Here is a 13,641-nt window from a genome sequence, read left to right as displayed (position 1 = left end):
TCTTGATCCGCTGCCACTGGTTGGCGATGTGGTAATGCGGGAACGTGCGGGACGGGTCGCTCGGGTGGCGCAGCAGGTAGCCGTCGACGGTGCCGTGCTTGGCGGCGTACCACTCGATGGTCTGCCTCACCCGCGCGGGCAGGGGAACGTCCCGGTACTCGCCCACCTTGCGGTGCTTGAGACGCTCGTACTGGCAGGTGGTCCGGTTGACCTGCTCGGTGATGCGGTAGACGTCGTCGGCGACGATGTTGTTGAGGTTGACCGCGAACGCCTCACCGTTGCGCATGCCGCACCCGCTCATCAGATCGGCGACCAGCAGGAAACTGTCGTCACCGGCGGTGCGTATCTGACCCAGCTGCTCCGGTGACGGGATCACCACCCGCTTGGGGTCGTACTGCGGCGGCTTCACCCCGGCCACCGGGTTGTCGTCGAACAGCCCGAGCCGGTTCGCGTCCAGCAGGATCGCCTTCAGCTTGTCGAAGGCGTTCACCTGAGCGGCCAGGCCGATGCCATTACGCTCCATGGTCTGCAGGAAGCCCTCAACCACCTTGTGGTCGAAGGAGTTCATCCGCCGGCTGCCCAGCAGCGGCAGCAGATGGATGTTCAGCAGCGACTCCAGGTGCACCACCGACGCCGGCCCCAGATCCCGCTGGCCGGCCTTCCACTCGCCGGCGTACTCCTCGAACCGCATCGCCCCGTACCGGGCGATCCGCTCCGCCTTCGCCTGGCCCCGCGGCGCCGCCTTCTTCGCCTTGTAGATCTCCGTCAAACGCTCGATGGCCGCATCCTGGGTCGCGAACCCGGACTCCTCCAACTGCCGCCCCGCCGCCGACCGGTACCGGACCTTGTAAGGATGGGGGCACTTCGACCACCGCGACCGCGGATGCTCACACTCCTTGAAAAACGACCCCATCCCACGAACCAGGACAGCGGAACCCATGGTTGCTGACTCCTCCACGACCGATGCTGGCAGCTTGCTGACCCTCACCGGCTTGGAACAGCGCTGACCTGCGCTGATGCGCGCAGGATCCGCTATGTTCTGGAACTGGATCGGACGGACCCAGGAGGAGATCGTCCAGGCCGGTCAGGACTGGATGGAAGGGGTGCGGTTCGGGGAGGTGAAGGGGTACGACGGTGCTCCACTGCCTGCCCCCGAGCTGCCGGCGGTGGCGTTGAAGCCGCGGGGAAGGGTGCGTTGACCTGCGGCTGTGGCAGGACGTTCGCTGACCTGATGCTGACTTTGCTGACGCCTAGTCAGCTATGGCGAGGCTGCTCTTTTCGCAGCTCCGTAGCGTGTGGTGGTGTTTGCAGGCTCGGTCGAGGGCGGACCAACGCTGACTCGCGCCCCGGTCTGGCCTCGTCGGGACCGGGTGCGAGACTTTCGTCGTACGGCGCACGTCGTTGACCACGAGGCAGGTCGGGACGTGTGACCGAGGACCATCGTCGTAAAGAAGAGCAGTGGGCTCATAATCCGTCGGCCGTGGGTTCGAGTCCCACCCGCCCCACTGTGCAGATCTTTGATGGGTCACGTCGGTGAGGCCGGCCTCGCCGTAGCGTTCGACAAGTGAGAGCTCGGCGTTCAGCGGGTCGTGATTCCCCACCAGGATGCAGATGGGTAGATCCGCCGGGATGCCCCTGGGCTGGGCAAGTACAGCCGAGGCGATGGTGATGTCGGCCATGCCCTGGGCGTCGAGGCTGAAGCCGCACATGGGGCCATCCGCTTCGCGATCTGGGACCGGGTGACCGGCCGGCCCGCAGCAACCTGAGCAACAGACCGGAGTCGGACTGGACCATTCCTCGACACACCGTCAGGCCGTACACACCAACAACGTGACAACGCCCGATGGGTTGATCGGACGACCATTTTTGCGGGCAATGAAATGCTCTTGTGGTGCTACCTTGCGGCGGTGCAGACTCACGCAACACCAGTGTCGCTACTGTCCGCCCTGAGGCCCCGCAACCAGGACAGGCTTTACGACTTCTACCGGGACCTTCGAAACGCTGACGACCTCTACTGGGATCGTCACTTGGACGCCTGGGTCGCGACCAGTTATGCGGTGGTCAGCAGCACGGCAAGTGATCCGCGCTTCTCCTCGGTGCGCTATCCGGACATCGAGGCGGTCTCCGAGGAACTACGGCCACTGGCCCGGGTCCTGAGTCGGCAGATGCTCTACAGCGACGCTCCTGGCCACGCCCGGCTACGCTCCCTGCTCAGCAGAGCCTTCACCCCCCGGGCCGTGGCGACGCTACGCGACCGGATCTCCGACGCAGTCGACCAGATCATCACCCCCGCAGCGCCGACCGGCCGGTTGGACATCGTCGCTGACCTGGCTCGCCCACTGCCCCTGGCTGTCATCTGCGACCTCCTGGGGGTGCCGGAACAGGACCGACCCGCTCTGTCCTCCTGGTCCGATCCGATCGCCGCAGCCATCGGTAGTTCCCGGCTGGACGTCGACGACAGCCGAGCCGCCTCGCAGAGCATGCAACAGATGCTCGCCTACCTCCGGGAACTCCTCACCCGCAAGGACGGCCCGCCCGCGCCCCACACCCTGCGCGCGCTGCTGGCCACCGGAACCGAGAACGCCGACCAGGACTTCGACGAACTCCTCGCCAACTGCGCCCTGCTCCTGATCGCCGGCCATGAGACCACCACCCACTTCATCGGCAACTCCGCCCTCGCCCTCCTGCGTCACCCGCAGGCCGCCGACCAACTGCGCAGCCGGGCGGACCTGATCCCCGTCGCAGTCGAGGAACTCCTGCGCTACGACAGCCCGGTGCAGCTGATGCTGCGCCGTGCGCGGCGCGACCTCGACCTCGCAGGCCGCTCCATCACCGCCGGACAGGCGGTGCTTCTGGTGTGTGGTGCCGCCAACCGGGATCCGGTGGCCTTCCCCGACCCTGACCGGCTGGACTTCCAGCGTCCTGGTGGGCGACACGTCGCCTTCGGCTACGGGCCGCACTTCTGCCTCGGCGCAGCGCTGGCCCGGCTGGAGGGCGCCGTCGTTCTGGAGGCACTGCTGACCCGCCTGCCCGACTGGAGGCTCGACGGCGCCTCGCCGCGCTGGCAGCGCAGCCTCAACTTCCGGGGTCTGACCAGCCTGGACATCACCTTCACCCCGTCCTCGGACAATCACGACACCAGTACGCAAGCCCTGGCGACCTGAGCTCGAGAGAGAGGGTTCGAGGCTCCGAAACGGAACCTGGCGGGCAGTTCGGGGAAGGTCGCCTCCACGTGGCTGTGCCGGTCGGGGTACTTGGTGATCTTCGGGTACGGGCCCTCGCGGCCAAGGCCCCGGCAGTAGGCCGTCGTCGGCCGACCGGTGTGCGGCGGGTCTTCGGAGTAACCGTTCTCGTTGTGAGCCCAGTGCGGATCGCGCAACAGATTCACCACGGGCGCCTTCGCCTGAGGCTGTTGGTGCCGGAGCCGGTCGTCGGCCGACGACGCCGGTGGAAGGCGCGCATCTCCACCGACACGGCCGTGGCGACCTCGTCGCGCGGGATCACGGCACGGCCGCCGGCCGAGGACGGGCAGGAAAGCAGAACCCACGGGAGGGGCACCTCAACGAGCGGGCGAGGCATCGGCTGGTGAAGCGCTTCGACGCTCTCTGCCACCGCCCAAGATGTGATGTCAATGCCTGGCAGGAAAGACGTTCCATTGCCTGCATCCCCTTGTTTCGCCAGAAATTCCTCATTAACTTGCGTCATTGAGTGAAGCGCTTCGACGATCCTCCGAGGGAGCTGCTGCCATGAGTCACCAGATGAGCCGTTGTCGCCATCCGCGGGCTCCACGGTGAGCCGCACCCCCGGATGGTCCGCCGATCACTGCACCACGAAGGAGCGCCCCGGCTCTCTGACGCTGCGAGCATGCGGCGCCCCCTTGGACGAGCCCGACGTCGTCTTCGTCGGTCGGCGCCACCGGTATCGGGCGTGCCGGGCGCGCACGTTGATCGAACCGGCGCAGGGATGCGGCACCGAGGTGCGAATGGTCTCGCGCGTCGGTTCGGTGCGCGCCGTCTTGGCCACACAGCCGGCGCCCTCGGCGTCGAACTGCCGGACGGAACCTTCACCTCGCTCGCGACTCTCGACGGCCGCTGTCTGCCGACCGAGGTGGCCGGCGTTTTCCTCGGCCGTGTGATCGGACTGCATGCCGCCCAGGACGTCCACCACTGCGACTGGTACGGCTACGAGCCGCTGACCTCGTGAGGCATCAGCCGTTTCCTCACCTTCCGACAAAGCTGCACGGCGACGCCGCTTCCGGGCCCGTGGCACGGACAGGACCAAGCTTCTCCCGGGACCCGGACGGGGCGACACCCTCTCCCGGTGACGACGTTCGACACTCCGCGACAGGCGAACGCGACGGGAACCAGCAACTCATCAGTCCGTGACCGGCTCGACCTCCAACACCCACTACTTCCCCGTCCCGGATCCCGGATCCCGGTGGCCGGGACCCCTACGTCTCTCGAGGGATTCGCATGACTGATCTGCCTCCGCGCGTCCTGTTCGGCGCCGCCTACTACCACGAGTACCAGCCGTACGAGCGGCTCAAGACCGACCTCGATCTCATGGCGGAGGCGAAGTTCACCGTCATCCGCGTCGGCGAGTCGGTCTGGTCCACCTGGGAACCGGAGAACGGCCGGTTCGAACTCGACTGGCTGCAACCCGTCCTCGACGGCGCCCACGAGCGCGGCATCTCCGTCGTCCTCGGCACCCCCACCTACGCGGTGCCTCCGTGGCTGGCCCGGCAGTACCCGGAGATCGCCGCCGAGGACGCCACCGGGCGGCGCGCCGCGTGGGGTGGCCGGCAGGAGGTCGACATCACGCACCCGGCCTTCCGTTTCCACGCGGAGCGGGTGATCCGCGCGATCACGGCCCGTTACGCCGACCATCCCGCGGTCATCGGCTTCCAGGTCGACAACGAGCCGGGCCCGCGGCTGCCGCACAACCACGGTGTCTTCCAGCGGTTCGTGGACGACCTGCGGCAGCGGTACGGCGATGTGGAGACCCTCAACCGCGAGTGGGGGCTGGTGTACTGGTCGCACCGACTGTCCACCTGGGCCGACCTGTGGAAGCCGGAGGGCAACGCACAGCCGCAGTACGACCTGGCCTGGCGGGCGTTCCAGGCCCGGCAGACCACCGAGTTCATCGCCTGGCAGGCCGGCATCGTGCGTGAGTACGCGAGGCCGGGCCAGTTCGTCACCACGTGCCTGGCCTACTGGTCTCCCGGCCTGGAGGACGACGAACTCACCGACAGCCTGGACGTCACCGCGGGCAACCCGTACTACGACATGCAGGACAGCCTCACCATGCCGGAGCCGCCGCACGAGAAGCTGCCGGGGCAATGGATGGCGTACGGGGCATGGGCGCTGCACCAGAGCGCCGACCGGATCTACTCCTCGCGCCAGGAGCCGTTCCTGATCACGGAGACCAACGCCCAGGCCATCGGCGGCACTTCGGACAACCGGCCCGCCTTCGACGGGCAGTGGCGGCAGGCCGCGTGGGCGCTGGTCGCGCGCGGGGCCCGCATGATCGAGTACTGGCACTGGCACACGCTGCACTTCGGCACCGAGACGTACTGGGGCGGCATCCTCCCGCACAGTGGGCGGCCGGGCCGCGCCTACGGTGAACTCGCCCGCTTGGGAGCGGAGTTCGAGCGGGCAGGAGACCTGGTCGCCGGGATCACACCGGACGCCGACATCGCGATGGTGTACTCGGCGCCGAGCAAGTGGCTGATGAACAAGTACCCGCCGCTCGCGGGTCCCGACGGCGGTCCGGACGGGGGTGCGTACGAGGGCATCTTCGACCCGTTCTACCGGGGCGCGTTCGAGGCGGGGCGCCAGGTACGGATCCTGCACGCCCGTCAGTTGCACGACCCGCGCGGCGAACGCCCGGGGCTGGCAGCGGAGTCGGCGGCCGAGCTGCACCCCGTGCTCATCGCTCCCGCGCTGTACGTGGCGGACGACGGGACGCTCGACTGGCTCGGCGCATACGCGGAGGCGGGCGGCCACCTCGTCCTCGGTCCCCGCACCGGCTACGGTGACCATGAGGCGCGGGCACGCCACGAGGTGACACCGGCGCGACTGGTGCGGGCCGCGGGCGTCCGGTACGACGAGTTCAGCAACCTGCACGCCGACCTGCCGCTGCGCACCGCACCGGACAGCCCGCTCCAGCTGCCCGCCGACGCGGTGGCCACCCGTTGGGTGGAGGGCCTGGCCGTCGACGACGCCGACGTCCTGGCCGAGTACGACCACCCGCACTTCGGGCGCTGGCCCGCCGTCACCACCCGCCGCCACGGCGCGGGCCGCGTCACGTGCGTGGGCACCGTGCCCGGCCGCGATCTGGCCCGCGCGCTCGCCGCGTGGCTCGCGCCCACCCCGTCGAGCGGCTGGCAGGGCCTGCCGGACTCGGTCACCGTCGCCACCGGCACCGCCCCCGACGGCCGGCGCGTCCATGTCGTCCACAACTGGAGCTGGCAGCCGGCCACCACCCAGGCCCCGGTGGACCTGACCGACGCCTTGGACGGCAGCGTGGTCCGGGCCGGTACGCCCGTGCGGCTCGGTGCCTGGGACGTCCGCGTCCTCGCCGCCGCACCGGGGCCTGCCGCGCGGGACCGGTGACATCCGACACCGCGAGTGACAGCTGAAGCCGAGTCCGGCACCGAAGCCTTCCGGTGCCGGACTCCTGTGTGGCGAATCCCGTGCACTTGGGGTCGACGCGGACCTCAGACGGAGAAGGAGACGCGCGCGAGCCGCAGCGGGCCGCGCAGTCCGAGACGGACGTCGTGCACACCGGCCGCCACGACGGCGGGGGCGCTCACCGTGGCGTAGTCGTAGGGCCCGGCGGTACCCGGGGAAAGCGTGAGCACTGCCAGCACCGGACCGTCACCCACCGAGAGTTCGACCGTGCCCTCGCCCGCGGCTTCCATCGTGATCCCGGCAGCCCCCTTTCCGAAGTCACAGTCACGGAACACCAGCTCGCCCCTGCGGTCGGCCACAGGGGCGACGGAGTCCCCCGATGTCTTCGCGCGGTCCACGATCTCCGTGTCGCTCTGGTCGTCGAAGTCCACCGCATCCAGGCCGCCCATCATGACCGGCCGGGGGACGGACGGCTCGCCGTCGAGTTCGATGCTCTGGGCCAGGCGGATGTCCTCACTGGACGCTCCGACGAGAAGCTCGTAGAGGCCCGGTGCCACCCGCTGACGTCCCTGCGCCACGTCCCAGAACGCGAAGGCCGACATCGGCACCTGGAAGGCGATCTCCGTGACCTCGCCGGGTGCGAGCGTCACACGCTGGTGCGCGGCCAGTTCCCTGCGGGGCCGTGGCACCGACGGCTCCATGGCCCGGGTGTAGAGCTGGGCGACCTCGTCCGCGGTGACGTCACCGGTGTTGCCGACCGTGAAGGACACGTGCAGTGTCCCGTCCTCGACGCGAGCCGTGAGGCCTTCGTAGGAGAAGGACGCGTACGACAGGCCGTGGCCGAACGGGAACAGCGGGGTGCCCTCGAAGTAGAGGTATGTCTGGCGTCCGCCGATCACGTCGTAGTCGAGGAGGTCGGGCAGGTCGGCGTCGTCGGCGTACCAGGTCTGCGGGAGGCGGCCGGCGGGGGAGACGTCGCCGGCCAGGATCCGGGCGAGGGCGGTGCCGGCTGCCTGGCCGCCGTGGGACGTCCACAGCATCGCCGGCACCTCCGCGTGATCGACCGCGTACGGGTACGCCGAGACCAGTGCCAGCACGGTGTTCGGGTTGGCCGCGTGGGCGGCGCGTAGCAGGCGCTCCTGGTGGGCGGGGAGGGCGAGTGTCGTACGGTCCTCGGTCTCGCGGCCGTTGATGTGCGGGTCGTTGCCCGCGACCACCAGGACCACGTCCGCCTGCGAGGCAACCCTGTTCACTGCGTCCTCGGCGCTTTCGACGACGACGACCTCGAAGATCTCCCCGTTCCCGTCGGCAACCTTGAGGCCGTCGGTGGCGACTGAGACGTGGCGACCCGTGCCGAGATGCCGGAGGAGGTGCCCGTCCTTGTGCGGTTCCAGGCGGAACGTCTCCTGGACGACCCAGCCTCCGGGCTGGTCGGCGGAGGCGCGGACACAGCCGTCCTCGGCGACGGAGAGGTAACGGCCGTCGGGGGCGCGCAGGGTCAGCACGCCCTCACCCCAGTCGACGAGCGCGAACTCGGTGCCGGTCGGGTCGGTGGTCAGCGGGGGCAGATCCGTACGGCCGGCGAGCAGGGCCGGGTCGAGGGCACCTTCGGCGCCGCGGACCTCGTCGTCGGCGTCCGCTTCGGGGACGTGCAGGAAGGCTCCGGCCGAGGTCTTCAGCAGGATCCGGTCCACGCCCTCCGCGAACTGCACGTGCTCGGCGCCGAACCGCTCGTACAGGCCCTCCAGCGGGGTGGAGCGGTGGATGAGTGTGCCGCTGTACCAGTCGAGCTTGCACTCGTCGGCGAGCAGGCCGACCACGGCCAGCCGGGTGTCGGGCGCGAGCGGCAGCAGCCCGCCGCTGTTCTTGAGTAGCACGACCGACTGCTCGGCCGCCTCCTGGGCGAGGGCGCGGTGTTCGGGGGTGTCGAAGGCGCCGGGCTCTTCGTGGCCGTCGAACTCGCCGAGGCGGAAGCGGACCGACAGTTGGCGGCGGACCGCGGTGTCGATGTCGGCCTCGGTCAGCAGGCCCTGCTCGAGGGCGCCGCGGACCCGTGCGGTGATCTTCGAGCTGTCGGTGCCGTGGTCGGTGAAGCTGTCGACGCCGGCGAGGATCGCGGCGGCCGTGGCTTCCTCGTGGGTGTCGAAGTAGTGCTCGGAGTCGACCAGGTTGGAGGGCGCGCCCGCGTCGGAGCAGACCAGCAGGTCCTCGTCGGTCCAGGCGCGCAGGTGCTCGCGCAGATACGGGGAGACGTGGTTGGGGCGGCCGTTGACCAGGTTGTACGCCGGCATCACCCCGGCCGTCGCACCGGCCTCGACCGTCTCGCGGAAGGCGCGCAGGTCGTACTCGTGCAGGACGCGCGGGCGCACCGAGGAGGACGTGACGTCGCGGCCCGTCTCGTTGTTGTGGGCCAGCCAGTGCTTGAGGACGGGGGCGGTGCGCCAGTACGTCGGGTGCTCGCCGCGCAGACCTTGGGTGTAGGCGGTGGCGATGGTCGAGGTGAGCTTCGGGTCCTCGGAGTAGCCCTCCTCGCCCCGGCCCCACAGGGGGTGGCGCAGGAGGTTGACGGTGGGGGACCAGACGTTCAGGCCCACGCGGTCGTCGCGGGCGCGCATCGCCCGGACCTCCTTGGACACCGCCTCGCCGACCCGTCGTACGAGGTCCGTGTTCCAGGTGGCGCCGAGGCCGACCGCCTGGGGGAAGACGGTGGCCGGACCCATCCAGGCCACGCCGTGCAGCGCTTCCTGGCCGGTGCGGAACTCGGCGATGCCGAGCCGCTCGACGGCCGGGGCGAACTGGTGCAGGAATCCGATCTTTTCGTCGAGGGTGAGCCGCGACAGCAGGTCGTCGATGCGCTTCGCGAACGGCAGTCGCTGATCGCGGAAAGGCGGTGGTGTGTGCGGCGTGTGTGCAGACACGTGGGATCCCCTTGAGATGGAGCGGAGCGTGCTTTCGAAGCGCTTCGATGCTCGTGAAATGCAGGGGCGAGTGTCAAGGGATCGGCGCGGGCGCATCAAGCAGGGCATATGGAGAACGCCCTCAGGCGCCTCACGGGAATCTTGGAAGCGACCCTTGTGTGTCCATGGGCGCTCACTTAACCTCACTGCAACATCGAAGCGCTTCGACTGCGAATCGCGTCGCAGTGATTGGATGTTCGTTTCAGCTCAGCTCAGCTCAACCAGTTCCAGTCACGACACCGCAGCCGACGGCCCACCGCCGGGTGTCCAGGTGAGCCATGAAGGGTTGACGCAATGACGCCGAATGCCGCCTCCGCCGCCTCCGGACCGAGCCGGAGAAGCTTCCTCGCCTCCTCAGCGATTGCCACCGCAGCGGTGGCCGGGGGAATGCCGCTGCTCACCGCCTGCGGCGGTTCGGAGAGCGGGTCGCGAGAGGGAACCACGTCGGGCAAGGCCGCGGACAAGCTGCTCCCGACCTACGTCGCCAGCAAGATGGCCGATCCGGACATTCCCTCGAAGAACGGTGCGGCGGCCGGCTACACCAGCAAGGTCGACCTCGCGGCCCTCACCACCTCGGTACCGGACAAGCTCGGCACCGGAGCCCCCGTCAAGATCATGTCCCCGTTCTGGGGCACCCCGCCGAAGCCTGGCTGCGCCTACTACAAGGCGGTCGACGAGGCAGCGGGAACCAAGGTCACCTGGCAGAACCAGAACGGCATGACCTACGGCCAGAAGCTCGGCGCCGTCCTCGCCTCCACCTCCCTGCCCGACATGGTGGTCGTGCCCAGCTGGGAACTGAACAACAGCAAGATCGGGAGCGCGGTCGCCGCGAAGTGCATGGACCTCGGCCCCTACCTGGCGGGCGACAAGGTCAAGAAGTACCCGAACCTGGCCGCGATACCGTCCGACGCCTGGCGCATGGGCATCTTCGGCGGCGCGCTGCGCGGCATTCCGATGCCCACCGCCCCCGCGAGCTTCATCGTGCCCTACTACCGCAAGGACATCTTCGAGAAGAAGGGGTACTCCGTACCCAAGTCGGCCGACGAGTTCCTCAGCTGGGCCAAGGACGCCACCAGCGCCAGGGCCAAGGTGTACGCCTGCGGTGACATCTCCTGGATCGCGGGCAACATCTTCGGCGTCGCGCCCAACTGGAACATCGATGACGACGGCAAGCTGCGGTACAGCATCGAGCGTCCCGAGTACCTCGAATCCCTGGCGTGGGTCCGCAAGCTGTTCGACGCCGGCGTGGTCCACCCCGATGACAGGGCGCGCACCGGCGACGCGGGCCAGCGGTTCACCGCCGGACAGATCCTGGTCACCACCAGCGACATGTCCTTCTGGTACGTCAAGGCCGCCGAACAGGCCCAGGCCAACCCGGAGTTCCAGATCGACGGCATGGACTTCTTCGGCGCCGACGGCGGCAACCCGACGACGTACGCGTCCGCGCCCGCCAACATCTGGTCGATGATCCGCAAGGGCGCCTCCAAGGAAACGGTCGAGAACGCCCTGGCCGCCGCGAACTTCGCGGCAGCGCCTTACGGCACCAAGGAGCGGATGCTCGTCGACTACGGCGTCGAGGGCAGCCACTACACGGTCAAGGACGGCGCCCCGGTCAAGACCGACCAGGGCAACGGCGAGGTGATCAACGCCTGGTCGATGCTGGCGGCCCCGGCGCCCTACCTCGCGCACCCCGACCTCCCCGATGTCGCCCGCGCGCAGGTCGAGTGGCAGCAGCGGATGGGTGCCTTCATGAAGAAGACCTCCATCTACGGCATGACCATCATCGAGCCGGCCCGCTACGCCAACCTCTCCAGCCAGCTCGAGCAGCTGCAGATCGACTATGTGCGCGGCAACAAGAAGATGTCCGACGTCCAGGCCTTCATCGCCAACTGGAAGTCCTCCGGCGGTGACAAGCTGCGGGACTGGTACAAGGAGCTCATCGACAAGAACGGCAGTGGCAACTGATGTCGCTCACCACCGGGAGCAGGCCGGACGGGACCCGTCCCCCCGCGGCCGTCGAGGAGCCGGCGGCCGCTGTCGCCGCCGCGGAGGCGACGAAGGGGCGGGCGCCGCGCGGGACGGGCAAGGCCGGAAAGGTCCCGTTCCGGGTCCGGTGGCACCGCGACCGCGCGCTCATCCTGATGACGCTGCCCCTCATCGCGCTGCTGCTGGTCTTCCACTACGTCCCGCTGCTCGGCAACGTCATCGCCTTCCAGGAGTACGACCCGTACATCGCAGGCAACGGGATCACGGCGATCTTCCACAGCCCGTGGGTGGGCCTGGACCAAGTCGTGCGCATGGTCGAGGACCCGCTGTTCTGGGATGCCACGCAGAACACCCTCCTCCTGTTCGTGATCCAGCTCGCGCTGTTCTTCCCCGTGCCCATCGCCCTCGCGCTGCTCATCAACAGCGTGATCCGGCCCCGGGTGCGGGCCGTGGCGCAGGCGATCATGTACCTGCCGCACTTCTTCTCCTGGGTACTCGTGATCACCGTCTTCCAGCAGATCTTCGGCGGCGCGGGCATCATCGCCCAGACCCTGGAGAACCACGGCGTGAGCGGCTTCGACCTGATGACCGACGCGGACCTGTTCAAGTGGCTGGTCACCGCGGAGGCCGTCTGGAAGGACGCCGGCTGGGGGATCATCGTCTTCCTCGCGGCGCTGGCCGCGGTCAGCACCGATCTGTACGAGGCCGCCGCAATGGACGGCGCGGGGCGCTGGCGGCGCATGTGGCACGTGACGCTGCCCGCACTGCGCCCGGTGATCGCGCTCCTGCTGGTCCTGCGGGTGGGTGACGCGCTGAGCGTCGGCTTCGAGCAGTTCCTGCTCCAGCGGGACGCGGTCGGCGCGGGAGCCGCCGAGGTCCTCGACACCTACGTGTGGAACATGGGAATCCAGAACGGCGACTTCAGTTACGCGGCTGCGGTCGGCCTCGTCAAGGGGATCATCGGTGTCGCTCTCGTCCTGGGCGCGAACAAGTTCGCGCACCTGCTGGGCGAGCAGGGGGTGTACAAGAAGTGAGTCTCAACACCACGCTCATCCGCAGCCTCAAGGCGCCGCCCCGGCCGGTGTGGGAGGAGCCGCCCAGCAAGGCCGGACTCACCGCGAAGGGCGGCCTGCTGCTCCTGTGCTGCCTCGGCGTACTCGGTCCGCTGTGGATCGTCGTCGTCACCAGCCTCTCCCCGAAACCGGTGATCGACCAGGTCGGCGGCCTGGTCGTGATCCCCCGCGGCATCACCTTCATCAACTACACGGAACTGCTGAGCGGCGGACAGGTCAGCCGGGCGATCATGGTCTCGGTCGGGGTCACCTTCTTCGGCACCCTGTTCTCCATGGCGGTCTCGGTCCTCGGCGCCTACGGCCTGTCCCGGCCGGGGAGCCTCGGGCACCGGTACTTCCTGATGACCATCATGGCCACCATGTTCTTCGGGGCCGGCCTCATCCCGACGTACCTCCTGGTGCAGGCGCTCGGCCTCACCGACACCTATCTGTCGCTGATCCTTCCGAGCGCGGTCAGTGTCTTCAACGTCCTCGTCCTGCGGGCCTTCTTCATGGGGATCTCCCCCGAACTCACCGAGTCCGCCCGCATCGACGGGGCCAGTGAGCTGCGGATCCTGCTGACCATCATCATGCCGCTGTCGCGGGCGGTGATCGCGGTCATCTCCCTGTTCTACGCGGTCGGTTACTGGAGCGCCTGGTTCAACGCCTCCATCTATCTCTCCGACCAGGAGATGCTGCCGCTGCAGAACGTGCTCATCCAGCTGGTCCAGAAGGGCACCGAAGCGCCGACCGGTCTTCAGCAGGCGGTCCACACCGGCGAACTCTCCAGCCTGGGGCTGCAGATGGCCGTCATGGTCCTCGCGCTGATCCCCGTCGCGGTTGCGTCGCCCTTCGTCCAGCGGCACTTCAAGAAGGGCATGCTGACCGGAGCGATCAAGGGCTGAATGGCGCCCACTCAATGGGGTGCTTTCCCCGTCCGGCGGCTGCGGGTCGTTTGTGGCTAGTCGCGCAGTTCCCCGCGCCCCTTAGGTTCTCCACTCCCCACTCTTGCAA

Annotated in this window: 8 protein-coding genes and 1 pseudogene; 7 read left to right on the top strand and 2 right to left on the bottom strand. The window is 68.7% G+C overall.

The window, feature by feature from the left end; all coding sequences use genetic code 11:
- The coding region (locus EHO50_RS38035) for a site-specific integrase (RefSeq protein ID WP_246101789.1) at nt 1-814 on the bottom strand (814 nt) is incomplete at its 3' end.
- 220 nt (nt 815-1,034) lie between these two features.
- Here EHO50_RS38035 and EHO50_RS38030 point away from each other — a divergent pair.
- From EHO50_RS38030 to EHO50_RS38010, 4 genes and pseudogenes are all read left to right on the top strand, one after another.
- Nucleotides 1,035-1,199: pseudogene (locus EHO50_RS38030) on the top strand (pirin family protein); the annotation flags it as partial.
- A gap of 828 nt (nt 1,200-2,027) precedes the next feature.
- Complete coding sequence (locus EHO50_RS38025) at nt 2,028-3,164, top strand: cytochrome P450 (RefSeq protein WP_246101787.1); 1,137 nt, start codon at nt 2,028-2,030, stop codon at nt 3,162-3,164.
- A 799-nt stretch (nt 3,165-3,963) separates the two neighbouring features.
- On the top strand, nt 3,964-4,203 hold the full coding sequence (locus EHO50_RS45925) for a hypothetical protein (RefSeq protein ID WP_128436112.1): 240 nt from the start codon (nt 3,964-3,966) through the stop codon (nt 4,201-4,203).
- Between the two features lie 269 nt (nt 4,204-4,472).
- A complete protein-coding gene (locus EHO50_RS38010) occupies nt 4,473-6,614 on the top strand; it encodes a beta-galactosidase (RefSeq protein WP_128436110.1) in 2,142 nt (713 codons plus the stop codon).
- A 104-nt stretch (nt 6,615-6,718) separates the two neighbouring features.
- Here EHO50_RS38010 and EHO50_RS38005 read toward each other — a convergent pair whose 3' ends face one another.
- A complete protein-coding gene (locus EHO50_RS38005; RefSeq protein WP_128436107.1) occupies nt 6,719-9,550 on the bottom strand; it encodes a glycoside hydrolase family 3 C-terminal domain-containing protein in 2,832 nt (943 codons plus the stop codon).
- Nucleotides 9,551-9,883: 333 nt separating this feature from the next.
- On the opposite strand from EHO50_RS38005, the gene EHO50_RS38000 reads away from it, so the two are divergent.
- Genes EHO50_RS38000 through EHO50_RS37990 form a run of 3 tightly spaced genes read left to right on the top strand, consistent with a single transcriptional unit; the run spans nt 9,884 to nt 13,532 of the window.
- Entirely contained in the window at nt 9,884-11,554 is a 1,671-nt protein-coding gene (locus tag EHO50_RS38000; protein ID WP_128436104.1) for an extracellular solute-binding protein, read from the top strand.
- Entirely contained in the window at nt 11,554-12,609 is a 1,056-nt protein-coding gene (locus EHO50_RS37995) for an ABC transporter permease (RefSeq protein ID WP_128436101.1), read from the top strand. The genes EHO50_RS38000 and EHO50_RS37995 overlap by 1 nt, the downstream gene beginning before the upstream one ends.
- On the top strand, nt 12,606-13,532 hold the full coding sequence (locus tag EHO50_RS37990; RefSeq protein WP_128436098.1) for a carbohydrate ABC transporter permease: 927 nt from the start codon (nt 12,606-12,608) through the stop codon (nt 13,530-13,532). Before EHO50_RS37995 ends, EHO50_RS37990 begins: the two co-directional genes overlap by 4 nt.
- Nucleotides 13,533-13,641 lie beyond the last annotated feature (109 nt).

It is taken from the genome of Streptomyces cyaneus (genome assembly GCF_004028635.1).
GTDB lineage: Bacteria > Actinomycetota > Actinomycetes > Streptomycetales > Streptomycetaceae > Streptomyces > Streptomyces cyaneus.
The sequence above is the reverse complement of the archived record's forward strand: the minus strand, read 5'-3'. Positions and strand labels throughout refer to the sequence as shown.

Coding starts and splice junctions, on each gene's coding strand:
- EHO50_RS45925 (WP_128436112.1), top strand. CDS start 3,964: ATGCGGCACCGAGGTGCGAATGGTCTCGCGCGTCGGTTCGGTGCGCGC.
- EHO50_RS38010 (WP_128436110.1), top strand. CDS start 4,473: ATGACTGATCTGCCTCCGCGCGTCCTGTTCGGCGCCGCCTACTACCAC.
- EHO50_RS38000 (WP_128436104.1), top strand. CDS start 9,884: ATGACGCCGAATGCCGCCTCCGCCGCCTCCGGACCGAGCCGGAGAAGC.
- EHO50_RS37995 (WP_128436101.1), top strand. CDS start 11,554: ATGTCGCTCACCACCGGGAGCAGGCCGGACGGGACCCGTCCCCCCGCG.